Origin of the sequence: Paenibacillus sp. LBL (assembly GCF_029893715.1) — a bacterium.
Lineage (GTDB): Bacteria > Bacillota > Bacilli > Paenibacillales > Paenibacillaceae > Paenibacillus_AQ > Paenibacillus_AQ glucanolyticus.
In genome coordinates this window covers 112,543-130,288 of sequence record NZ_JARXYU010000006.1, presented here as the reverse complement: position 1 = coordinate 130,288, position 17,746 = coordinate 112,543, and the positions used below count along the sequence as shown (strand labels likewise).

General features: G+C 49.3%; 17 protein-coding genes and 1 pseudogene. 16 read left to right on the top strand and 2 right to left on the bottom strand.

Features of this window, described 5'->3' with window-relative positions; translation table 11 throughout:
- The first annotated feature begins 293 nt into the window (after positions 1-293).
- From M2277_RS15535 to M2277_RS15510, 6 genes are all read left to right on the top strand, one after another.
- Complete coding sequence (locus M2277_RS15535; RefSeq protein ID WP_280755115.1) at positions 294-1,256, top strand: ABC transporter permease; 963 nt, start codon at positions 294-296, stop codon at positions 1,254-1,256.
- A gap of 13 nt (positions 1,257-1,269) precedes the next feature.
- Positions 1,270-2,142, top strand: coding sequence for a carbohydrate ABC transporter permease (locus tag M2277_RS15530; RefSeq protein ID WP_006208574.1), 873 nt, complete (start codon positions 1,270-1,272; stop codon positions 2,140-2,142).
- A 44-nt stretch (positions 2,143-2,186) separates the two neighbouring features.
- On the top strand, positions 2,187-3,812 hold the full coding sequence (locus M2277_RS15525; protein WP_148248051.1) for an ABC transporter substrate-binding protein: 1,626 nt from the start codon (positions 2,187-2,189) through the stop codon (positions 3,810-3,812).
- An 88-nt stretch (positions 3,813-3,900) separates the two neighbouring features.
- Positions 3,901-4,701 (top strand): Nif3-like dinuclear metal center hexameric protein, encoded by an 801-nt coding sequence (locus M2277_RS15520; protein WP_280755114.1) that lies wholly within the window; start codon positions 3,901-3,903, stop codon positions 4,699-4,701.
- Positions 4,702-4,825: 124 nt separating this feature from the next.
- Entirely contained in the window at positions 4,826-5,500 is a 675-nt protein-coding gene (locus tag M2277_RS15515; protein WP_006208577.1) for a GntR family transcriptional regulator, read from the top strand.
- Between the two features lie 93 nt (positions 5,501-5,593).
- Positions 5,594-7,675 (top strand): alpha-glucuronidase family glycosyl hydrolase, encoded by a 2,082-nt coding sequence (locus M2277_RS15510; protein ID WP_280755113.1) that lies wholly within the window; start codon positions 5,594-5,596, stop codon positions 7,673-7,675.
- An 82-nt stretch (positions 7,676-7,757) separates the two neighbouring features.
- Here the strand turns inward: M2277_RS15510 and M2277_RS15505 are convergent, their stop codons facing one another.
- The gene (locus tag M2277_RS15505) at positions 7,758-8,531 is read right to left on the bottom strand and encodes a sporulation protein (RefSeq protein WP_036641162.1); all 774 of its coding nucleotides are present in this window, start codon (positions 8,529-8,531) and stop codon (positions 7,758-7,760) included.
- Positions 8,532-8,763: 232 nt separating this feature from the next.
- Between M2277_RS15505 and rlmD the strand changes: the two genes are divergently transcribed.
- From rlmD to M2277_RS15480, 5 genes and pseudogenes are all read left to right on the top strand, one after another.
- Complete coding sequence (gene rlmD, locus M2277_RS15500; protein WP_280755112.1) at positions 8,764-10,359, top strand: 23S rRNA (uracil(1939)-C(5))-methyltransferase RlmD; 1,596 nt, start codon at positions 8,764-8,766, stop codon at positions 10,357-10,359.
- 59 nt (positions 10,360-10,418) lie between these two features.
- Positions 10,419-11,339: an AAA family ATPase gene (locus tag M2277_RS15495; RefSeq protein ID WP_280755111.1), complete on the top strand. Its 921-nt coding sequence runs from the start codon at positions 10,419-10,421 to the stop codon at positions 11,337-11,339.
- Between the two features lie 267 nt (positions 11,340-11,606).
- Positions 11,607-12,182 carry a 50S ribosomal protein L25 gene (locus tag M2277_RS15490; RefSeq protein WP_280755110.1) on the top strand — a complete coding sequence of 192 codons (576 nt, stop codon included), beginning with the start codon at positions 11,607-11,609 and terminating at the stop codon, positions 12,180-12,182.
- Between the two features lie 193 nt (positions 12,183-12,375).
- Positions 12,376-13,083 carry a DNA alkylation repair protein gene (locus M2277_RS15485; protein ID WP_280755109.1) on the top strand — a complete coding sequence of 236 codons (708 nt, stop codon included), beginning with the start codon at positions 12,376-12,378 and terminating at the stop codon, positions 13,081-13,083.
- Positions 13,084-13,096: 13 nt separating this feature from the next.
- A pseudogene (locus M2277_RS15480) lies at positions 13,097-13,366 on the top strand (iron chaperone); the annotation flags it as partial.
- A gap of 65 nt (positions 13,367-13,431) precedes the next feature.
- On the opposite strand, the gene M2277_RS15475 reads toward M2277_RS15480, so the two are convergent.
- A complete protein-coding gene (locus M2277_RS15475; RefSeq protein ID WP_063478781.1) occupies positions 13,432-13,860 on the bottom strand; it encodes a GNAT family N-acetyltransferase in 429 nt (142 codons plus the stop codon).
- A gap of 346 nt (positions 13,861-14,206) precedes the next feature.
- Here M2277_RS15475 and erm point away from each other — a divergent pair, with 346 nt between their 5' ends.
- The 5 genes from erm to M2277_RS15450 all read left to right on the top strand — a co-directional run bounded on the left by erm (position 14,207) and on the right by M2277_RS15450 (position 17,729).
- Positions 14,207-15,070 carry a 23S ribosomal RNA methyltransferase Erm gene (gene erm, locus M2277_RS15470; RefSeq protein WP_006208602.1) on the top strand — a complete coding sequence of 288 codons (864 nt, stop codon included), beginning with the start codon at positions 14,207-14,209 and terminating at the stop codon, positions 15,068-15,070.
- A 126-nt stretch (positions 15,071-15,196) separates the two neighbouring features.
- Positions 15,197-15,574, top strand: coding sequence for a MerR family DNA-binding transcriptional regulator (locus M2277_RS15465; RefSeq protein WP_006208603.1), 378 nt, complete (start codon positions 15,197-15,199; stop codon positions 15,572-15,574).
- Complete coding sequence (locus M2277_RS15460) at positions 15,571-15,891, top strand: thioredoxin family protein (protein ID WP_006208604.1); 321 nt, start codon at positions 15,571-15,573, stop codon at positions 15,889-15,891. The genes M2277_RS15465 and M2277_RS15460 overlap by 4 nt, the downstream gene beginning before the upstream one ends.
- Positions 15,892-16,017: 126 nt before the next feature.
- Entirely contained in the window at positions 16,018-16,695 is a 678-nt protein-coding gene (locus M2277_RS15455) for a CPBP family intramembrane glutamic endopeptidase (protein WP_063478783.1), read from the top strand.
- A gap of 131 nt (positions 16,696-16,826) precedes the next feature.
- A complete protein-coding gene (locus M2277_RS15450; RefSeq protein WP_280755107.1) occupies positions 16,827-17,729 on the top strand; it encodes a hypothetical protein in 903 nt (300 codons plus the stop codon).
- Positions 17,730-17,746: the final 17 nt, after the last annotated feature.

The following is a 17,746-nucleotide window of genomic DNA, read 5'->3' as shown; positions in this document are numbered from 1 at the left end:
AATCATTGACTCTCTACATAGGAGGAAGAACAGGCTGGTTTTCTTTTCCGGAAGGACATCCATGAATTGGAGTCTATTTTTTAAATCAACAATGTAAGCGCTTAATATAAAAAGGGGGGATACAATGCACCGGGTGGATCATACCCAGGCTTGCCGAAGTTGAACGATGATAACGACAGTTTTGAAAGCGATTACTTATTTTGCTGTTGCATTGAAATGGATGAAGAATGATGGTCTTGTTCGGATTGAACAAGCATAAGGAAAGGCCTTACGGATTGGAGTGAATGACGTCAATGGTGCCAAAAGTCGCAAATCATCCCTTGCCAGCCGTGAAAGCGGCCAAGAAACCCAAGCTTAAGATCCTCGCGGCGCTGATCCGAAAGGATTGGCAGCTGTACTCCCTGTTGGTTCTGCCGATTGTATACCTGCTCATTTTCAAATACGGGCCGATGATCGGCAACATAATCGCCTTCCGACGATTTATGCCTGGAGGCAACATTTATGGAGAGAAATGGGTAGGACTGCATTATTTCAAAATGTTCATCCATGATCCCGCGTTCTGGAATGTGTTCACAAACACCTTGCTGCTTGGTGCATTGTCTCTGCTCTTTACGTTTCCCGTTCCGATTATCTTCGCGCTGTTGCTGAATGAGGTAAAGAGCAAGCGATTCAAGAAGTTTGTCCAGACGGCATCTTATCTTCCGCATTTCCTGTCCATCGTCATCGTTGCCGGAATGATCCTGCAATTGACCTCAGTCAATGGCTCCATTAACTCTCTGGTGGAATTCTTCAATGGAGACAGAATCAATTTCATGCAGCGGGCCGAGTGGTTCCGAACGATCTATATCTCTTCGGAAATTTGGCAGGGCATGGGCTGGGGCGCGATTCTGTACCTGGCGGCATTAACAACGATTGATGAATCCCTGTACGAAGCGGCGAGAATCGACGGCGCCAACCGCTGGAAGCAAACGATGTTTGTCACGATTCCAGGCATTCTGCCAACGATTGTTACGCTGCTGATCCTCAATATGGGGGCATTCCTGGCAGTAGGTTTTGAGAAAATATTGCTGCTGTACAATCCGGTCATCTATGAGACGGCAGACGTGATCTCGACTTATCTGTACCGGGTCGGTCTCGTATCGAGCAACTTCAGTTACGCCACGGCGATCGGGCTGTTCGAATCCGTGATCGGGCTGATACTCGTATTCTCTGTGAATGCGATCTCTCGAAGACTCACGGATCGAAGCTTATGGTAAGGAGGGAGCATACATGAAGGAGTCAAGATCCTATAAGGTGTTCAAAGTGTGCAATGCCATCATTTTGCTGTTTATCGTCTTTATCACGCTGTATCCCTTCCTGAACGTGGTCGCTCAGTCCTTCAGCAGCGAGTCGTACATCAACTCCGGGAAGGTCAACCTGATTCCCAGGGGCTTCAATATCGATACCTACAAAACCGTAACTAAAGACGCCATGTTCTGGACGAATTACAAAAACACCGTTGTGTACAGTGTGGTAGGTACCGCGATATCCATGTTCCTGACCACAATCTTTGCTTACGCCTTATCGAAGAAAAGACTGCTGGGCCGCAAGTTTCTGACGATGTTTGCGGTGTTCACGATGTTCTTCAACGGAGGCCTGATCCCGAACTATGTGCTCATCAACAGCCTCGGGTTCGGCAACTCCATCTGGGCGATTGTGATTCCGGGAGCCATCAGCATCTACAACATGCTCATTATGAAATCGTTTTTTGAAAATATGCCGGAAGAGCTGGAGGAAGCCGCGGCCATTGACGGCCTGAATACGTATGGCATGCTGTTCCGAATTGTGCTGCCTTTAAGTAAAGCGGTTATCGCTACGATGGTGCTCTTCTATGCAGTCGGGCACTGGAACTCCTGGTTTCCAGCCTTTCTGTATCTGGATCAGAAGGAGCTCTTCCCGGTCACGATTTATTTACGCAACATGATTGCCGGTGCAACGGGTGTCACTTCAGCTGGTGCTACCTCTGCCGATAACCTGACGCAGATATCCGCTAACATCAAGTCGGTGACCATGGTGCTGACCATCCTGCCGATCTTGACGATTTACCCGTTTGTGCAGCGTTATTTTGTAACCGGCATCATGCTGGGATCTGTTAAGCAATAGGACATCTGAACGGCCATTATGGATACCTTAGGGGGAATGGAAAGATGAAAAAGAATCCTCGTTCGTTTTGGGGCAAAGCGTTCCTGTTATCGCTGATCGTTGTGGTATTGGCTGCATGTAATGACAAAACTGGCGGCAAAGAGGCCGAAGTACAGGATAAGGGCGCCATGGAAACCTATGCGGTAGGCGATGCATTCAAGGCAACGGAGCCGTTTGACCTGTCGATTCTCTACAGCGATCAGCCTGCCTACCCGTACAAGCAGGACTGGATGCTTTTTGCTAAACTAAAAGAAATGACAAACGTGACGCTGAAGCCGACCATTGTGCCAATGAGCGATTACAGCCAGAAGCGCAGCCTGTTGATCAGCTCCGGCGACGCGCCGCTGGTCATTCCAAAGACTTACCCGGGGGAAGAATCGGCGTTTGTGGCTTCCGGGGCGATTCTTCCGATCAGTGACTATATTGACCTGATGCCGAACTTCAAGGACAAGGTCGAGAAATGGGATATGGATAGCGAACTGGAGGGACTCCGTCAGGAGGACAAAAAATATTATGTGCTTCCGGGCCTGCATGAAGCGGTATGGCCGGACTATACGCTGATTGTGCGCAAGGATATTTTCGAGAAGCATGGCATTGCCATCCCGACGACCTGGGATGAGCTGTATACGGCCATGAAACAGCTCAAGCAGGAATATCCGGATGTAACGCCGTTCTCCGACCGCTTTAAATTCAACAGCACGCTGAACATCGCGGCAACGGGCTTTGGCACGAAAGCCGGATGGGGCTTCGGCAGCGGACTGACTTATCTGGAAGACAAGGATGAGTTTGTTTATACGGCAGCCACGGAAGAGTATAAGGAAATGCTGACCTACTTCCATAAGCTGGTGGCTGAAGGCTTGCTGGATAAAGAGAGTTTTACCCAGGATGACGATCAGGCCGTGCAGAAATTTGTCTCCGGCAAGTCCTTCATCATTAACGGTAATTCCCAGACCGTCGTTCAGCACCGTAACGACATGGACAAAACGCTGGGTGAAGGCAAGTATGCGATTAGCAAAATCACGGTTCCCGGCGGTCCCGCAGGCCAGCTGATGTCCGGCAGCCGTCTTGAGAACGGGGTCATGATCTCTTCTAAAGTGAAAGAGAGCGAGCATTTTAAAGCGATCCTGCAGTTTATCGATTGGCTCTATTACAGCGACCAAGGCCAGGAATTCGCGAAGTGGGGCGTTGAAGGGGTGACGTACACCAAAGAAGGCGGCGTTCGCAAGCTGATGGACGACATTAACTACAACGGACTGAATCCGAAAGGCACAAAGGATCTGCGGATTGAGAACGGCTTCTCCGGAGGGGTGTTCGCTTATGGCGGTACAACCGAGCTGCTGCAATCCATGTTCAGCGAGGAAGAGCAGCAATTCCAGAAGAGCATGAGCGAGACCAAAACCGTGGTGAAGCCGGAGCCGCCAATCCCTTACTCGGTTGAAGAACGCGAGCGAGTGACGCTGCTCAGCACGCCGCTCAAGGATTACACGGATCAAAACACGCTGAAGTTCATTCTGGGCGACCGTGATCTCGCGGATTACGACAAGTTCGTGGCAGAGCTGGATAGCCAGGGTGTGGGTCAATACCTGGAAATTGCGAATAAAACGTATAAAACCTATAAAGAGCAGAAATAACCAACGGATCACAGGCTGCCGTTTCGTCATGGAAAGGGCGGCCTGTTTTCATTCGGTGGCTGCGATGATCCAAGGAGGTTGTTGTAGATTGAGCATTACCGTTCAGGATGTTATCAATCGGTTAACTGGTTCGACGGAACCCCATGCATCCACGGTGGACAGGGTCGTTGCAGGAAGCGAGGCCGCCGTTGTCCACGGAATTGCCGTTACCTTTGCCGCATCGCATTCAGTTATCCAGAGAACGCTTCAGGCGGGAGCGAATCTGCTGATTTCGCATGAGGGGGTGTTCTACAGCCATCATGAGGCCGAGTATGAAGGAATGACGGAAAGCCCCGTTTATCAGGATAAACTCCGCTTGATCCAATCTGGGAAGCTGACGATCTATCGTTTTCACGATGCGCCTCACCGGTACGTTCCTGATATGATTACGCAAGGGCTTGTCAGGGCGCTGGGCTATGAAGACGATGTCATCAAGTTTCTTCCGACGGCAGCCATCGTCACTTTGCCGAAAGCGATGATTGTCCAGGATATAGCGGAGAACGTAAAAAAAAAGCTGGGTATTCCTTACCTGCGATATATCGGAAATGAGAGCAGTGTATGCAGCAGAATCGGCATAGCCGTGGGTTATAGGGGAGGCGGATCGCATGCGATCCCGCTCTGCCTGAATGAGCAGCTGGATCTGCTCATCACGGGTGAAGGGCCGGAATGGGAAACACCTGAATACATCGGCGATGCAGCTGCCCAGGGCCGGTCTCTGTCCCTGCTTCTGCTGGGCCATGCTGCCAGCGAGGAGCCGGGTATGGAATGCGTGGCAGGCCTGCTGCGCGACCTTTTTCCGGATATTCCCATACATTTTATACCGTCCGAGCCGTTAATTCAGGTAATATAGAGGGGGAATATCCTAACAGCAACAGTGATCGGAAGAAATGATCCGCATGAGTTGCGTTGCTAACTGCCGATGATAATAACGAAGTATAGAGAACATAGAGCATAGGAGAAAGAGGTAACGATATATGTCAACAGAGCAAAAGATTAAAGGCTCTACCCGTGAGTATTCTTATCATCTATTGAAGGATCGGATACTGCATCTGGAGCTGGAGCCGGGTACGAAAATCTCGGAAAAAGAAATTGCGGACGAATTGAATGTCAGCAGAACGCCGGTCCGGGAAGCGTTTATGAAGCTTGCTGAAGAGGAACTGCTGGACATCATTCCGCAAAGCGGGACGATCGTATCCCGTATTAATCTCAGGCATGTTGAGGAAGGCCGATTCATCAGGGAGAAGATCGAGAAGGAGATCGTGGCGCTTGCCTGCGATTTTTTTCCCGAACAGTTCCGTTTCCGGCTGGAGACAAATATTGCGCTCCAGGATGTATGCGCGGGCAACCATAATTTCTATAAGCTGTTTGAGCTGGACGAAGAGTTCCACCAAATTCTGTTTGAGGGTGTGCAAAAAGAACGGACCTGGAAGATGCTGCAGCAGCTGAACATTCATTTCAACCGTCTGCGACTCCTTCGGCTGTCCAAGGATTCCAACTGGGAGAATATCATCTCCCAGCATAAAGAAATGTATCAGTTGATTGTCAATAAAAAAGCGGAGCAGGCCATGAAAGTGATGGAGAGTCATCTGCGCCTTGTCGTTGTGGAGCAGGATATCTTGCGCGAGAAATATCCGCATTATTTTATATGATATCCGATCCGAACGTAAACGACGGGTTGCTCTAAAAGAGCATGATGACCGTGTCTACCTGCCGCTTACATATGGAGGGAGATGGCTTAAGTCATGGAGATCACGGAGTTACAGCTTCCATATTCGGCTGCTGACCGCGGCTGGCTGCGATACGAGCCAAGGGATTCTCTACAGGGACTGCCTGTATGGTCCAGAATTTTCGTCTCTGAATGGTCGGATACGGTAGAAGCCGCGGTTCGCGAATTGCGATACGGCATTCGCGAGATGAGCGGACAATCACCTGAGATCGTTGTTGGAGGAGAAAGCTTGGCTCAAGGCGCATTTATCAGATGCGCTACGGTTAGGGAATCTTTGCCGAATGAACTTCATTCGGACTTGCCTCTACAGGATTTGAACGAGGAGGGCTATCTTCTCAAGCATGTCGCTGATAAGGAGAACGGTGGCTGCCTTTACATTGTCGGCAGGACGGACAAAGGGATCCTGTACGGGGCTTTCCATCTGTTAAGACTGCTGCAAATGGAGGTGCCTGCGGAGCGGATCGATCTCGTGGAGAATCCACGGAATCCGCTTCGGATGATGAACCATTGGGACAACATGGATGGCTCGATTGAACGGGGATATGCAGGCAGGTCGATCTTCTTCAAGGATCAGCGCTTGATAGAGGATGATGGGCGAATTCGGGATTATGCCCGGCTTATGGCTTCTATCGGAATCAATGGCATTTCCATCAATAACGTCAACGTACATGAAGCGGAGACACGGCTGATTACTGCCGAGTATTTGCCTCAAGTCGCCAGAGTCGCCGGGATCTTCAGCGCGTATGGAATACGGTTGTTCCTGAGTATCAATTATGCAAGCCCGATGCAGCTCGGAGGACTTGCGACGGCCGATCCGCTGGACTCTGGCGTCCGTCAATGGTGGAAGGAAAAAGCGGAGGAAATCTATCGCTATATCCCGGATTTCGGCGGCTTTGTTGTTAAAGCTGATTCCGAGCACCGTCCCGGTCCGTTTACATATAACCGGACGCATGCGGATGGTTCGAACATGCTGGCAGAGGCATTGGCTCCATACGGGGGCGTTGTCATCTGGCGATGTTTCGTATATAACTGCATGCAGGACTGGAGGGACCGGACGACGGACCGGGCGCGCGCGGCGTACGATCATTTTAAGCCGCTGGATGGACAGTTCAGGGACAACGTCATTTTGCAGATCAAGAACGGCCCGATGGATTTTCAGGTGAGAGAAGCGGTATCTCCTCTGCTGGGCGCCATGCCGCAAACCAATCAGATGCTGGAATTCCAGATCACGCAAGAATATACGGGACAGCAAAAACATCTGTGCTACCTCGTTCCCCAGTGGAAGGACGTGCTGGATTTCGACACGTATGCCCGGGGAGAAGGCTCCACGATCCAGAGGGTGGCATCGGGTGAGCTGTATGATTACAAGCACTGCGGAATCACCGCAGTCATCAATGTAGGCGATGATGAGAACTGGACTGGACATACACTTGCACAGGCCAATCTGTATGGTTACGGGCGGCTGGCCTGGAATCCGGATTTGTCCGAGGCCGAGATTACGGAGGAATGGATCAAGCAGACCTTCGGCACCCATGCTGCCGTAGTGGAACAACTGACAACCATGCTTGCGGAGTCCTGGCGCATTTATGAGAATTATACATCTCCGCTGGGTGTAGGCTGGATGGTCAATCCGGGGCATCATTATGGGCCGAACGTGGACGGTTATGAGTATTCGGTGTGGGGTACGTACCATTTTGCCGATTGTCATGGCATGGGAGTAAACCGGACGGTGAAGGACGGAACAGGCTACACGGGGCAATATTTCGCGGAAAATGCCGAGCGCTATGAATCACTTGATTCGTGCCCGGATGAGCTGCTGCTCTTTTTCCACCATGTTCCTTACACGCACTGGCTTCATTCCGGCAAAACCGTGATACAGCACATCTATGATTCGCATTTTGAAGGAGCGGATGGGGTGGAGGCACTGATAGAGCGTTGGCGTCTGCTGGAAGGGCTTGTTGATCCGAAGCGTCATGAGGCTGTGATGGGGCGGCTTCGCCATCAGGCGGAACATTCGAAAGAGTGGCGGGATATCATCAATACGTATTTTTACCGGAAATCCGGCATTGGCGATGAGCTGAAACGGATGATTTATTAATATGAAGCGAGTACAATGAAAAAAATTGACCCGCAGGATGGACACTTGGCTTGAAGTGATCCAGCTTGCGGGTCATTTCTAATTAAATCGATCGGCGAATGATCCGGTCGATAAGCTCTGCTACATGGGAAGGACCTTGCTCAAGCTCCTGCTCATCCAGCGTCAGCCAGGAATGCTGCTCATCCATATCAAGAGAGCGCTGGAGCCAGCCGGATACCCCTCGGCCTCTGCGGTCAACCTCGACCAGGACCGAGATGCCGTCCTGCTCCGGGTACAGGATCAATTCAAGCTCTTTGATATGACCGGCATACCGGGAGCCTGGATAAAATTCAATTTCTTGCACGAAAGGCACGCCCCGGCCAAGGCGAGGGTGATATTCGCATGTCGCCATTTTGAAGCTGAAGCCAAGATCCTCTACGGCATCAAACACGATGGAAGCAGCCGGGTTCGGTTCAACCTCGATAAAATCACGGTCCTTGGGATCGATGGCATTATCGATATCGAGTCCGGTATGGATCCATACCGGCTGTCTGGAGATGGTGAGCGGCGTTTCCGGCGGGAGAGGGAAGGAGAACGGGATTTCCTGATGATCTCCGGGCTTCAATGTGATACGGCTCGAGACGTTAACTTTTGCAATGGTATAGGACTCTATGTATTTCTTGTCGTCGCTTTCCTTGGTATATTCCGTCATCAGTTTCAAGTAAATGCGGTCCACCGTCTGCTCGACGCTGCCTCCCTTAATGTGAATGACCCCGCGTACTTCCTCACCGGGATAATAGGAGGATTTCTCAAGGTGCGTATCGATCTGGGCTGCTCCAATACCTACACTCGCTAGCATTTTGTTAAAAAACGACATAAAAGATACCCCCATAATAGAATGTATGATAATGGGATTATACGTTGAAGTTTCGCTCATGGTTTCCAAATTGGAAAAAAATATTTTTTGCGCTACACCGAGGGGCGAGGTGACCCCGCCGATGACGAAGAGCACAGCTGTAATCCGGGAATATGGATGATTGCTTGTTAGCATTCACAGGTTCGGCATGGTATATTGGACACGATACCATTAAGGATGGAGAAATCAAGGCATGAGTGAGCAGAAACGTTCCGGACAAGGAACCCAAAACAACCATAAATCAACAGCATACGGGAAGAAGCCGGGTGAGAGGGCTGCAGCGAATCAAGCTGGGGCCAAGCCGGCTTTTAAGCAGGGACATGGGAAGAATCGGGATCAGTCATCGTATTCGAAGGCGAAACCCTCTCATAAATATAAGCAAGAGGTCCGGGGACCGCGGCCTTCAGCCGGGCGTGAGCACGCGGATGAGTTGCAGGCTGGCGATGTCATTGTTGTTACCATCAAGCGGCTTGGGATTAACGGCGAAGGTGTCGGTTATTACCGCCGCAAGGCGGTGTTTATCGACGGCGCGATCACTAACGAAGTGGTCAAAGCCGAGGTGAAAGAGGTACAGCCTAAATTTATCAAGGCCCAGCTGGTGGAAGTGGAGAAGCGTTCGCGTTTCCGGATCGAACCTCCCTGCCCGGTATTCGGCATCTGCGGCGGATGCCAGATTCAGCATATCTCCTATGAGGGCCAGCTGCAGGCCAAGACGGATATCGTGCGCGAGGCGTTCAGCCGGTATGCGGGACGGGAGGATGTTAAGTTTAAGCCGATTCTCGGCATGGAGCACCCATGGGATTACCGGAATAAAGCGCAGCTGCAGCTCAAACGGAAGGGTCATGAGGTGATCGCGGGACTCTATGAAGCGGACAGCCATACGATTGTGGACATCAGCGGCTGCCCGATTCAGCATCCGAAGGTAAACGAAGCGGTGGAGAAGGTTAAATCCGTACTGGAAGAATTGCGGATTCCGCTTCACAAGGAGAATGGAAACAAGGACGGCGTACGGACCATCGTGGTTCGTCATGGATTCCAGTCCGGGGAATTGCAGGTGACACTGGTCACGGCCGGCGGCAAGCTGCCAAGGCAGGATGATCTTGTCCGCATGCTGCGCCTATCCATTCCGGAGGTTAGCGGAATTTCACTCAACATCAATCCGAAGAAAACCTCGCTTATCTTCGGTGACCGGACGATTTCGCTATGGGGCGCAGAGAGCATGCAGGAATCGCTGAGCGATCTGCAATTCTCGCTATCGCCGAGAGCGTTCTTCCAGCTGAATCCGCAGCAGACGGTCAAGCTGTACGAGTCGGTCCGGGCGGCAGCGGGACTGACGGGGAAAGAGACCGTTATTGACGCATACTGCGGAACCGGCACGATCGGGCTCTGGCTGGCGCCCTATGCCAAGGAAGTACGCGGGATCGAGACGATCCCCGAAGCGGTGGAGGATGCCAAGGCGAATGCGCAGCGAAACGGACGGGCTAACGCCAGCTTCCACGTCGGTCAGGCCGAGGAGCTGCTGCCCCGCTGGGTCAAGGAAGGCATGAAGCCGGACGTTATTATAGCCGACCCGCCGCGTACCGGCCTGGACTCGCGTTTCCTGGAGACGGTGCTTCGAACCAAGCCGAAGCGGTTTGTGTACGTATCCTGCAACCCTTCAACCTTGGCGAAAGACTGCAAGGTCCTTCTGGACGGCGGATATGAGCTCGAATGGGTGCAGCCGGTCGACATGTTCCCGCAGACAAGCCATGTGGAGAGTGTAGCATTGCTTACCAGGGTAGAGAAGTAACTGCACTAAACACCTTGTAGAATCGACAGAGCAGATTCGATGTATGAAGGAGGAGTGACATGTATCTAGATAAATTCATATTACCCATTGATGAAGAATCCTCGTTGATACAGCAACGAATGGTAGAAAATGGCGGTAAATTTGGATATATCGATAATACTTACCCATGCGGCATTTTCTCGAAAAGTCAGTTCTCCGAATTGAGTTTTTCAAAAATAACTATTTTATATGGAGGAAACGGCTCGGGAAAAAGCACGCTCCTAAACCTTATAGCAAATCGATTGGAACTCAACCGTATTGCACCATTCAATTCAAGTGAAATGTTTGATTTATACGTTGAACATTGTAAATTTGAACTTGGATTTGACGATGAGGGATTTAAATATCGAATTCCAAATGGAAGCAGAATCATCACAAGTGATGATGTTTTTGATTATATGCTTACAGTCCGCACAAACAACGAGGAAATCGCGGATAGCACCAAAGATATCAGATTGGAATGGGGAGATCGTAACGGAAATCTGAAATACGGCAAAACAGTGAAAATGAATAGCATGGACGATTATGAAGCACTGAGGTTACAGGTGCTTTCAAGAAAAAAATCAGTCTCACGCAGGGAGTTTATTCGCAGAGTCGCCGGCACTGAGGTTAAGCTGAACAGCAACGGCGAGACAGCCCTGAGTTATTTCAATTCCAAATTAAAAAATGACACATTGTATTGCTTGGATGAACCGGAGAACAGTCTGTCTCCTAAAATGCAGCTTGAACTTGTCAAGATGTTAGAACAAATGGCTCACTATTGCGGATGTCAATTTATCATTGCAACGCACTCCCCGTTTTTACTGGCGATGGAGTTTACCAAAATATATGATTTAGACACGAATCCAGTCGACATCAAGCAATGGTGGGAATTGGAAAACACCAAAGTGTACTTTGATTTTTTCAATAAACATAACAGGCTGTTTCTTGCCGATAAGTAGGAATTTGAACATTTCGATTGTTCTATAATCTGATGCGTTCGACAATTGCCCTTTTCTATGATATGGTACCAAGTAATTAGGCATTTCGTTCCCTTGGGACGAGGTGCCTTCTCGCGTATTTAAGGCGTTTTACATTAAATGTCTATTTGGAGGTGATGCAATGGTGCTCCCGCTTTCCCTGCTACGGGGGGAGAAATCCGTAGTTCATGATGGACGATTGATGGATGAGTGGGCCCAAATCATAATAATCTGAGGAGTGTTGTTGAGATGAGAGTAAATTTACGAGCAGAAACGCGCGCTGTTATGAACAAAACCGGACTGAAGCAGCTTCGCCTATCGGGACTAATCCCGGCGATTGTATTTGGCGCAGGGGAAGATAATATGATGATTCAGCTATCAGCCAGTGAGTTCGGCAAATGGGCAAGGAACGGCAAGGGAGGGATCCTTGAGCTTTGTTTGGACAATCAGGAGCCAATTCCCGTATTGCTGGAGTCCGTTCAGCGTGATCCCGTAACTCGTGAATACATTCATGTCGACATTTTACGTATCCATATAAACGAAGTTGTGCGCACGAGAGTTAATCTCGATTACATTGGCACCGCGAAGGGAGCCAAGGCTGGAGGAGTTGTCCAAATCCAAAGCACCTTCATCGAGATTGAATCCTTCCCGAACCATATTCCCGCCGCCATTCCAATTGATATCAGTGAACTGGAGATCGGGGATTCTTTACATGTCGGGGATCTCAAGCTGCCAGGAGGCGTGGTGCCGATCTCTTCGGCCAACGAACTTCTTGTGTCGGTGGTGACACCGAAAGTTCAAACGGAGCAACCGGAGGCTATATAACTTCTACAGCCGGCGATCGTTTTCCGATATTCCAATCGGGGAGCGATTGCCGTTTTTTAATCCAGAACTATTTTCCACCAAGGGGGGACTAGGCTTACCCGTCATTGTTCATGTACACTCAAGACATGTGAAATGCTGGGTCGCTTATCCGGCAGCCGTATATTAAGCCAATGAAGGAAGTGAGTGTCGAACCATGAATGTAGAATCCGTTATGCTGGAGCTTGAAGGACTCGGCAAGGAACGACTCAAGAAAATGTACCTGTCCAATGGGGCGCATGAACCGCTCTTTGGCGTGGCGACAGGCGCCATGAAGCCGATGGCCAAGACAATCAAAATCAATCAGCCTTTGGCTGAGCAGCTCTACGCCACCGGTAACTACGACGCCATGTACTTTGCCGGCATCATTGCAGACCCTCAAGCGATGACGGCAGCGGATTTTGATCGTTGGATGGATGCAGCTTATTTTTATATGCTGTCCGATTATGTGGTTGCCGTTACGTTGGCAGAGACAAATATTGCTCAAGAAGTCGCGGATCAATGGATCGCAAGCGGCGAAGAGCTGAGAATGTCAGCAGGATGGAGCTGTTACTGCTGGCTGCTCGGCAGCAGACCGGATCGCGAGTTCCCGGAAGGCAAAATCTCGGACATGCTCGAACTGGTGCAAAAAACCATTCACGATTCACCTGACCGAACGAAGTCTGCAATGAATACTTTCATTTACACCGTGGCCATATCTTATTTGCCGCTCCATGATAAGGCGGTGAAGATCGCAGAGGCAATAGGCCGAGTCGAAATCAATCGGGACAAGGGGAAGAGCAAATTCCTCCATGCTTCCGAGAATATTAGAAAAGAAGTTGAGAGAGGGAAGCTTGGATTCAAACGCAAGTATGTAAGGTGTTAACCCCTGTTTGTAATTGAAAAGTCCCGGATATTGTGAAAGCATCCCCGACGAGTACATCACGAGCTGTACGCCGGAGGTGCAAAGCATCCTTCAGACATTAAGGAATGTAATCAGGGAGTCGGCTCCAGAAGCCAGAGAAAAAATCAGCGATCAGATGCCTACCTTCGACTTTCACGGGAATCTGGTGCATTTTGCGGCGTTTAAGAAACATATCGGCTTTTACCCCGCGCTCAGCGGGATTGAAGCATTTCAAGACGAGTTAAAAAGGCAGCAAGCAAATCGAAAAAGAAGAAATCGGCTGAGAGCTGAGAGGGAAGGCAGCGCTTAGCTGTTTTCTTCTTTTTATTTTTAAAGATCCTTTTTCATATAGTAATGCGTATGCCGGCCGGCATTCTCGATCTTGCCGTATATTTCATAACCCTGCTTGATGTAAAAATCCAAGGCTTGAAAGCTCAGCGTGTCCAATTTCACGAATTCGCATTGTTTCTCTCTCGCCATGTTTTCCACCTCGCTTAACAGTTTGGCGCCGTACCCCGATTTACGGAATCGCTCATCCACAAACAGATAGTGGATCTCCAGCCAGTTCCAGCATATTTCCCCAACAATCCCGCCCAAGATCTCACCGTCCGCATTCCTTAACAACAAGTTTATTTCCTGGTACCTGCCTTTTAAGTCGTCCGGAAAATGGTTCAGATTAAATTCAATCATTTGGTTTCTTACATAGTTGTTGTCCCCGCTATCCGCTTCGATGGTTTCGTTCGTGAAATAGAGTCCCATATCCGTCTCCCCTTCAAGTTCTGCCAGAACACCAATCTGTGTCGATATCGGTATTCAGATTACGTCTTCTTCAACTTACCATATTTATGACCTGCCTTGGGTGGTAAAGAATCTTTTTAATAGAACGTCCCCGTGAGCTCAATGACTGCCTGTGCTACACTGTGGTTGTTACATTTTATCTGGCAGCAGCAAGGAGGATTCCATTTACATGTGTGGCATTTCATTCATGCGTATTCGCTAATGACGGTACAGACCAGCTAATTCCAGGCATTTTCTCGTGAAAATGTGAAGGATTATTTGTGCTGTACCTTTTTCATTACTATACAAATGAATGAGGTGCTTTTTTGTGTTTAAAAAAAATAAAAATCATCGGGATCCGTTGAAGACATCTTCAAATTTCCCGTCGCAAAATATGATCATCAGCAAACGTTTGATTCATGATATGATCGATTTGGCTCGGATTCATCCTCATGAAACCGTTCTTGATATCGGAGCAGGTGCCGGGGCGCTGACTTTTCCGCTGGCAGAGAAAGCGGCCAAGGTGCTTGCTATTGAGATCGATTCAGTACTTATCCATAAATTGTTGGACAAAATGGGGGAAAGGGGCAATATTGAGGTCAAGCAGTGCGATTTCCTTGAAACATCGTTGCCCTCGAAACCCTTTGTTGTAGTCGCCAATATCCCTTATTCGATCACAACGCCGATCTTCGGGAAGCTGCTCCATCCGGCAGTTCCGATGCAGAGAGCCGTAATCTTGGTGGAAAAGGGAGCGGCAAAAGGATTCACATCGCACTCCATTCGGAATCCGCGAATTTTAAACTGGAGGATGCAGTATGAGATCCGGCTCGTTCGGACGGTATCGCCCGATCATTTTGCACCGCCGCCCAAGGTGGATTCAGCCATCCTCTCCATCCGCCGGAGGGAACAGCCGCTTGTTTCCCCGCAGCATCACCAGATGTTCTCGGCGCTGGCAACCTATGGACTACGGGACCCGAAGCTGCCGTTATACGCAGCGCTATCGGAGATATTCACCCCTCCCCAGATAGCCAGGCTGGTCAAGTTGCTGAGAGTGGATCGTGAGCTTCCCATGGGTCAGCTGAACGAGGAGCAGTGGGGAACCGTGTTCCACACGATGCTCCAGCATGTGCCGCCGTATCGCCGGCCCCAGCTTCGCAAGGACTCCAGAAGCAAATCCAAGAAAAGAAAATGAAAAATAGACGATGCAATCATCGATTCTAAATAATGGACGATTCGAATGGGCGAAATACGCTTGACCCTCACACTAGTGTCAGGGTTTACAATGGAATTCAATCGTTCATCCAGGAGGCGTGAAAGCATGAAAATCGGAGAACTTGCCGCCCGTACCGGCGTCAGCATTCGTTCGCTTCGTTACTACGAACAGCAAGGGCTGCTTACGCCGGCTCGAAACGAAAACGGATATCGGGAATATTCGGTACTTGCCGAGGATCAGGTGCGAACCATCCAGTTGTATCTGAATCTTGGATTGTCTACCGAGCAGATCGCCGGGTTCCTGCACTGCGTCTTGAAGAACAAAGAGGCGTTTTGTACGGAGGTGTTTCCGATTTTTCGGCAAAAAATCGCAGAGATCGAGGCGCAAATCCACCAGTTGAATCATATCAAGACAAATCTGGAGGAACGCATGCAATCGATTCTGGACGAACGAAAATCGGAAGAAGCGGAGGAAAACAAATGAGTTTACCACGATTAGAGTCATCAAGCTTTCAAAGCGCGATCAAACCCAACGGAGTCACTCTTGTTGAATTCGGGGCCACATGGTGCCCGCCCTGCAAAGTGCTGCTCCCCATTCTCGAAGAACTGAGTCATGAGGAAGCGGGTCGCCTCGATATCTATCAGGTGGATTGCGACGAATCCCCGGAGCTTGCTGCCCAATTCGGCATCATGTCCATGCCGACGGTGATTGTGTTTCATAACGGAGAACCGACGGACAAACTAATCGGACTCCGGCCTAAGAGTGTATATCAAGCGGCGCTTGGCCGCTATGTATCATAAGAGAACAGTGGAAAGCCTCTGATCATTGTATCAGAGGCTTTCTTTTTTTTGGTAGAGGGCATTATGCTCCGTACATAGAACTCTTATATAGCGAAAACTGCGATAAGCAGCCGAAGGAGATACGATATGAGATCCAGAAAAAAGATCATTTCCGTCATAGCGATTATGGTGCTGAGCTGCCTGGCCATGAGTTTTGTCGATGCGGTAATCCGTCCGGATTACGCGGTCAAATCCATTATCAAGGTCATGTTGTTTCTGACGCTGCCGATCGGTTATGCCTTAATCACGGGCGGGATACCGTTTCGCAGGCTGTTTACCTTCGAGAGAAAAGGGCTTTCGAGGTCTCTGCTGCTGGGACTCGGCGTATTTGCCTTGATCCTGGGCGGATACTTCTTAATCGGGCCGTTCTTTGATTTTTCCAAGGTAACGGGAGCTCTGCAGAATAACCTCGGGGTAGATGCAGGCAACTTCATCTTCGTAGCTATTTATATATCGATTGTCAATTCGCTGCTGGAGGAGTTCTTTTTCCGGGGGTTTGCTTTTTTCACGCTGAAGGAACAGGTTGGACGCAGGTTTGCTTATCTGTTCAGTGCAGGGGCATTTGCCGTGTATCATATTGCCATGATGACCAGCTGGTTCTCCGTAGAGCTGTTCCTGCTGCTCATTGTCAGTTTGTTTGTGGCGGGACTCCTGTTCAACTGGCTGAATGAGCGAAACGGCAACATTTATGCGTCCTGGATGGTCCATATGTTTGCCAATCTGGCGATCAACATCATCGGATTTATGCTGTTTGGGATCATTTAAAATAAAAGTTTCATCAGGATTGACCTTCACATGATGTGACGGATTAAAATACGGGTAACTGAATAAAGGGGACTGCTTTATATGCATATTAGCGAGTTGTCGCGCAAAAAAGGGATGGAGTGGATACGAATATGAATCAACTGAACTTGAATTACTATGGCAAATACGCTGTTCCTGAAACGGTCAGGGGGCTGTTTGAATTTGAACAGGAACTGCGTGCGGAGGACTTATCACTTGATTTCAATTTGGGCTTGATCATGACACAAGAGGATATCCGCTATATGTCGACTCCGCCTGATGTAATTCCGTTTGCATCTTGCGGAGTAGATGGAATACATTATGGATTCTTAACAGATTTCGGATTGGCTGCTGATTTAGAGCAAGCGTACATCGTATGTGTGTCTCCTATGAATATGGATCAGGAGGTTTGGATTGTAGCAGCTAATATTCACGAATTCTTGCGCGTGGTATATACAGAGAACAGTATACTATACCACTACTTTCCCGAAACTAGCCACTATGCCTCTTATATAATCAACCGGGAAGTAGAGGATGCTCAAGAGAGCGTTGTTCGGGCCAAGCACAAATTACAGCAGCGATTTGCCCTTGAGCCCATTGCGGATATGTTGGAATACATAGAAGGGTTGCAGCAGAGACGTCAAGCAGAAGTAGTCTATCCGACAAGATACCCGATCGGAATTGTTCAGACCTCATCAGAGCACAAAAAGCACGAGCGGCTGATGATTGATGCGATGAAGGATGGACCAGATCCGGAGGACGTGGAACTTTTCTTCAAGACTGCTACGGTTGAATCCAGACTTGCCTTTATCAGGGACGCTCAATCCAGGCATTTGCTGGATCGTCCGCTATTAAGGGAATGTGTAGTAAAGGGCATGGCAGATATGGGGCTGACGGATGAGGCTCTCCGACTGAATAGATCCTATGACTATCAAGAAACGATTATTAAATTGACGAACACGCAGAACACGGCGTCTATTGTATGGTATACCGATGCCGATGATCCTATCGAATGATCCTATCGAAGATTAAT

What these genes read in the sequence shown, in the direction of transcription:
- M2277_RS15515 (WP_006208577.1), top strand. Translation starts at nt 4,826, where the DNA reads ATGTCAACAGAGCAAAAGATTAAAGGCTCTACCCGTGAGTATTCTTAT.
- M2277_RS15535 (WP_280755115.1), top strand. Translation starts at nt 294, where the DNA reads ATGGTGCCAAAAGTCGCAAATCATCCCTTGCCAGCCGTGAAAGCGGCC.
- M2277_RS15485 (WP_280755109.1), top strand. Translation starts at nt 12,376, where the DNA reads ATGAATGTAGAATCCGTTATGCTGGAGCTTGAAGGACTCGGCAAGGAA.
- M2277_RS15495 (WP_280755111.1), top strand. Translation starts at nt 10,419, where the DNA reads ATGTATCTAGATAAATTCATATTACCCATTGATGAAGAATCCTCGTTG.
- M2277_RS15475 (WP_063478781.1), bottom strand. Translation starts at nt 13,860, where the DNA reads ATGGGACTCTATTTCACGAACGAAACCATCGAAGCGGATAGCGGGGAC.
- M2277_RS15490 (WP_280755110.1), top strand. Translation starts at nt 11,607, where the DNA reads ATGAGAGTAAATTTACGAGCAGAAACGCGCGCTGTTATGAACAAAACC.
- M2277_RS15455 (WP_063478783.1), top strand. Translation starts at nt 16,018, where the DNA reads ATGAGATCCAGAAAAAAGATCATTTCCGTCATAGCGATTATGGTGCTG.
- M2277_RS15525 (WP_148248051.1), top strand. Translation starts at nt 2,187, where the DNA reads ATGAAAAAGAATCCTCGTTCGTTTTGGGGCAAAGCGTTCCTGTTATCG.
- M2277_RS15450 (WP_280755107.1), top strand. Translation starts at nt 16,827, where the DNA reads ATGAATCAACTGAACTTGAATTACTATGGCAAATACGCTGTTCCTGAA.
- M2277_RS15460 (WP_006208604.1), top strand. Translation starts at nt 15,571, where the DNA reads ATGAGTTTACCACGATTAGAGTCATCAAGCTTTCAAAGCGCGATCAAA.
- M2277_RS15505 (WP_036641162.1), bottom strand. Translation starts at nt 8,531, where the DNA reads ATGTCGTTTTTTAACAAAATGCTAGCGAGTGTAGGTATTGGAGCAGCC.
- M2277_RS15465 (WP_006208603.1), top strand. Translation starts at nt 15,197, where the DNA reads ATGAAAATCGGAGAACTTGCCGCCCGTACCGGCGTCAGCATTCGTTCG.
- M2277_RS15510 (WP_280755113.1), top strand. Translation starts at nt 5,594, where the DNA reads ATGGAGATCACGGAGTTACAGCTTCCATATTCGGCTGCTGACCGCGGC.
- rlmD (WP_280755112.1), top strand. Translation starts at nt 8,764, where the DNA reads ATGAGTGAGCAGAAACGTTCCGGACAAGGAACCCAAAACAACCATAAA.
- M2277_RS15530 (WP_006208574.1), top strand. Translation starts at nt 1,270, where the DNA reads ATGAAGGAGTCAAGATCCTATAAGGTGTTCAAAGTGTGCAATGCCATC.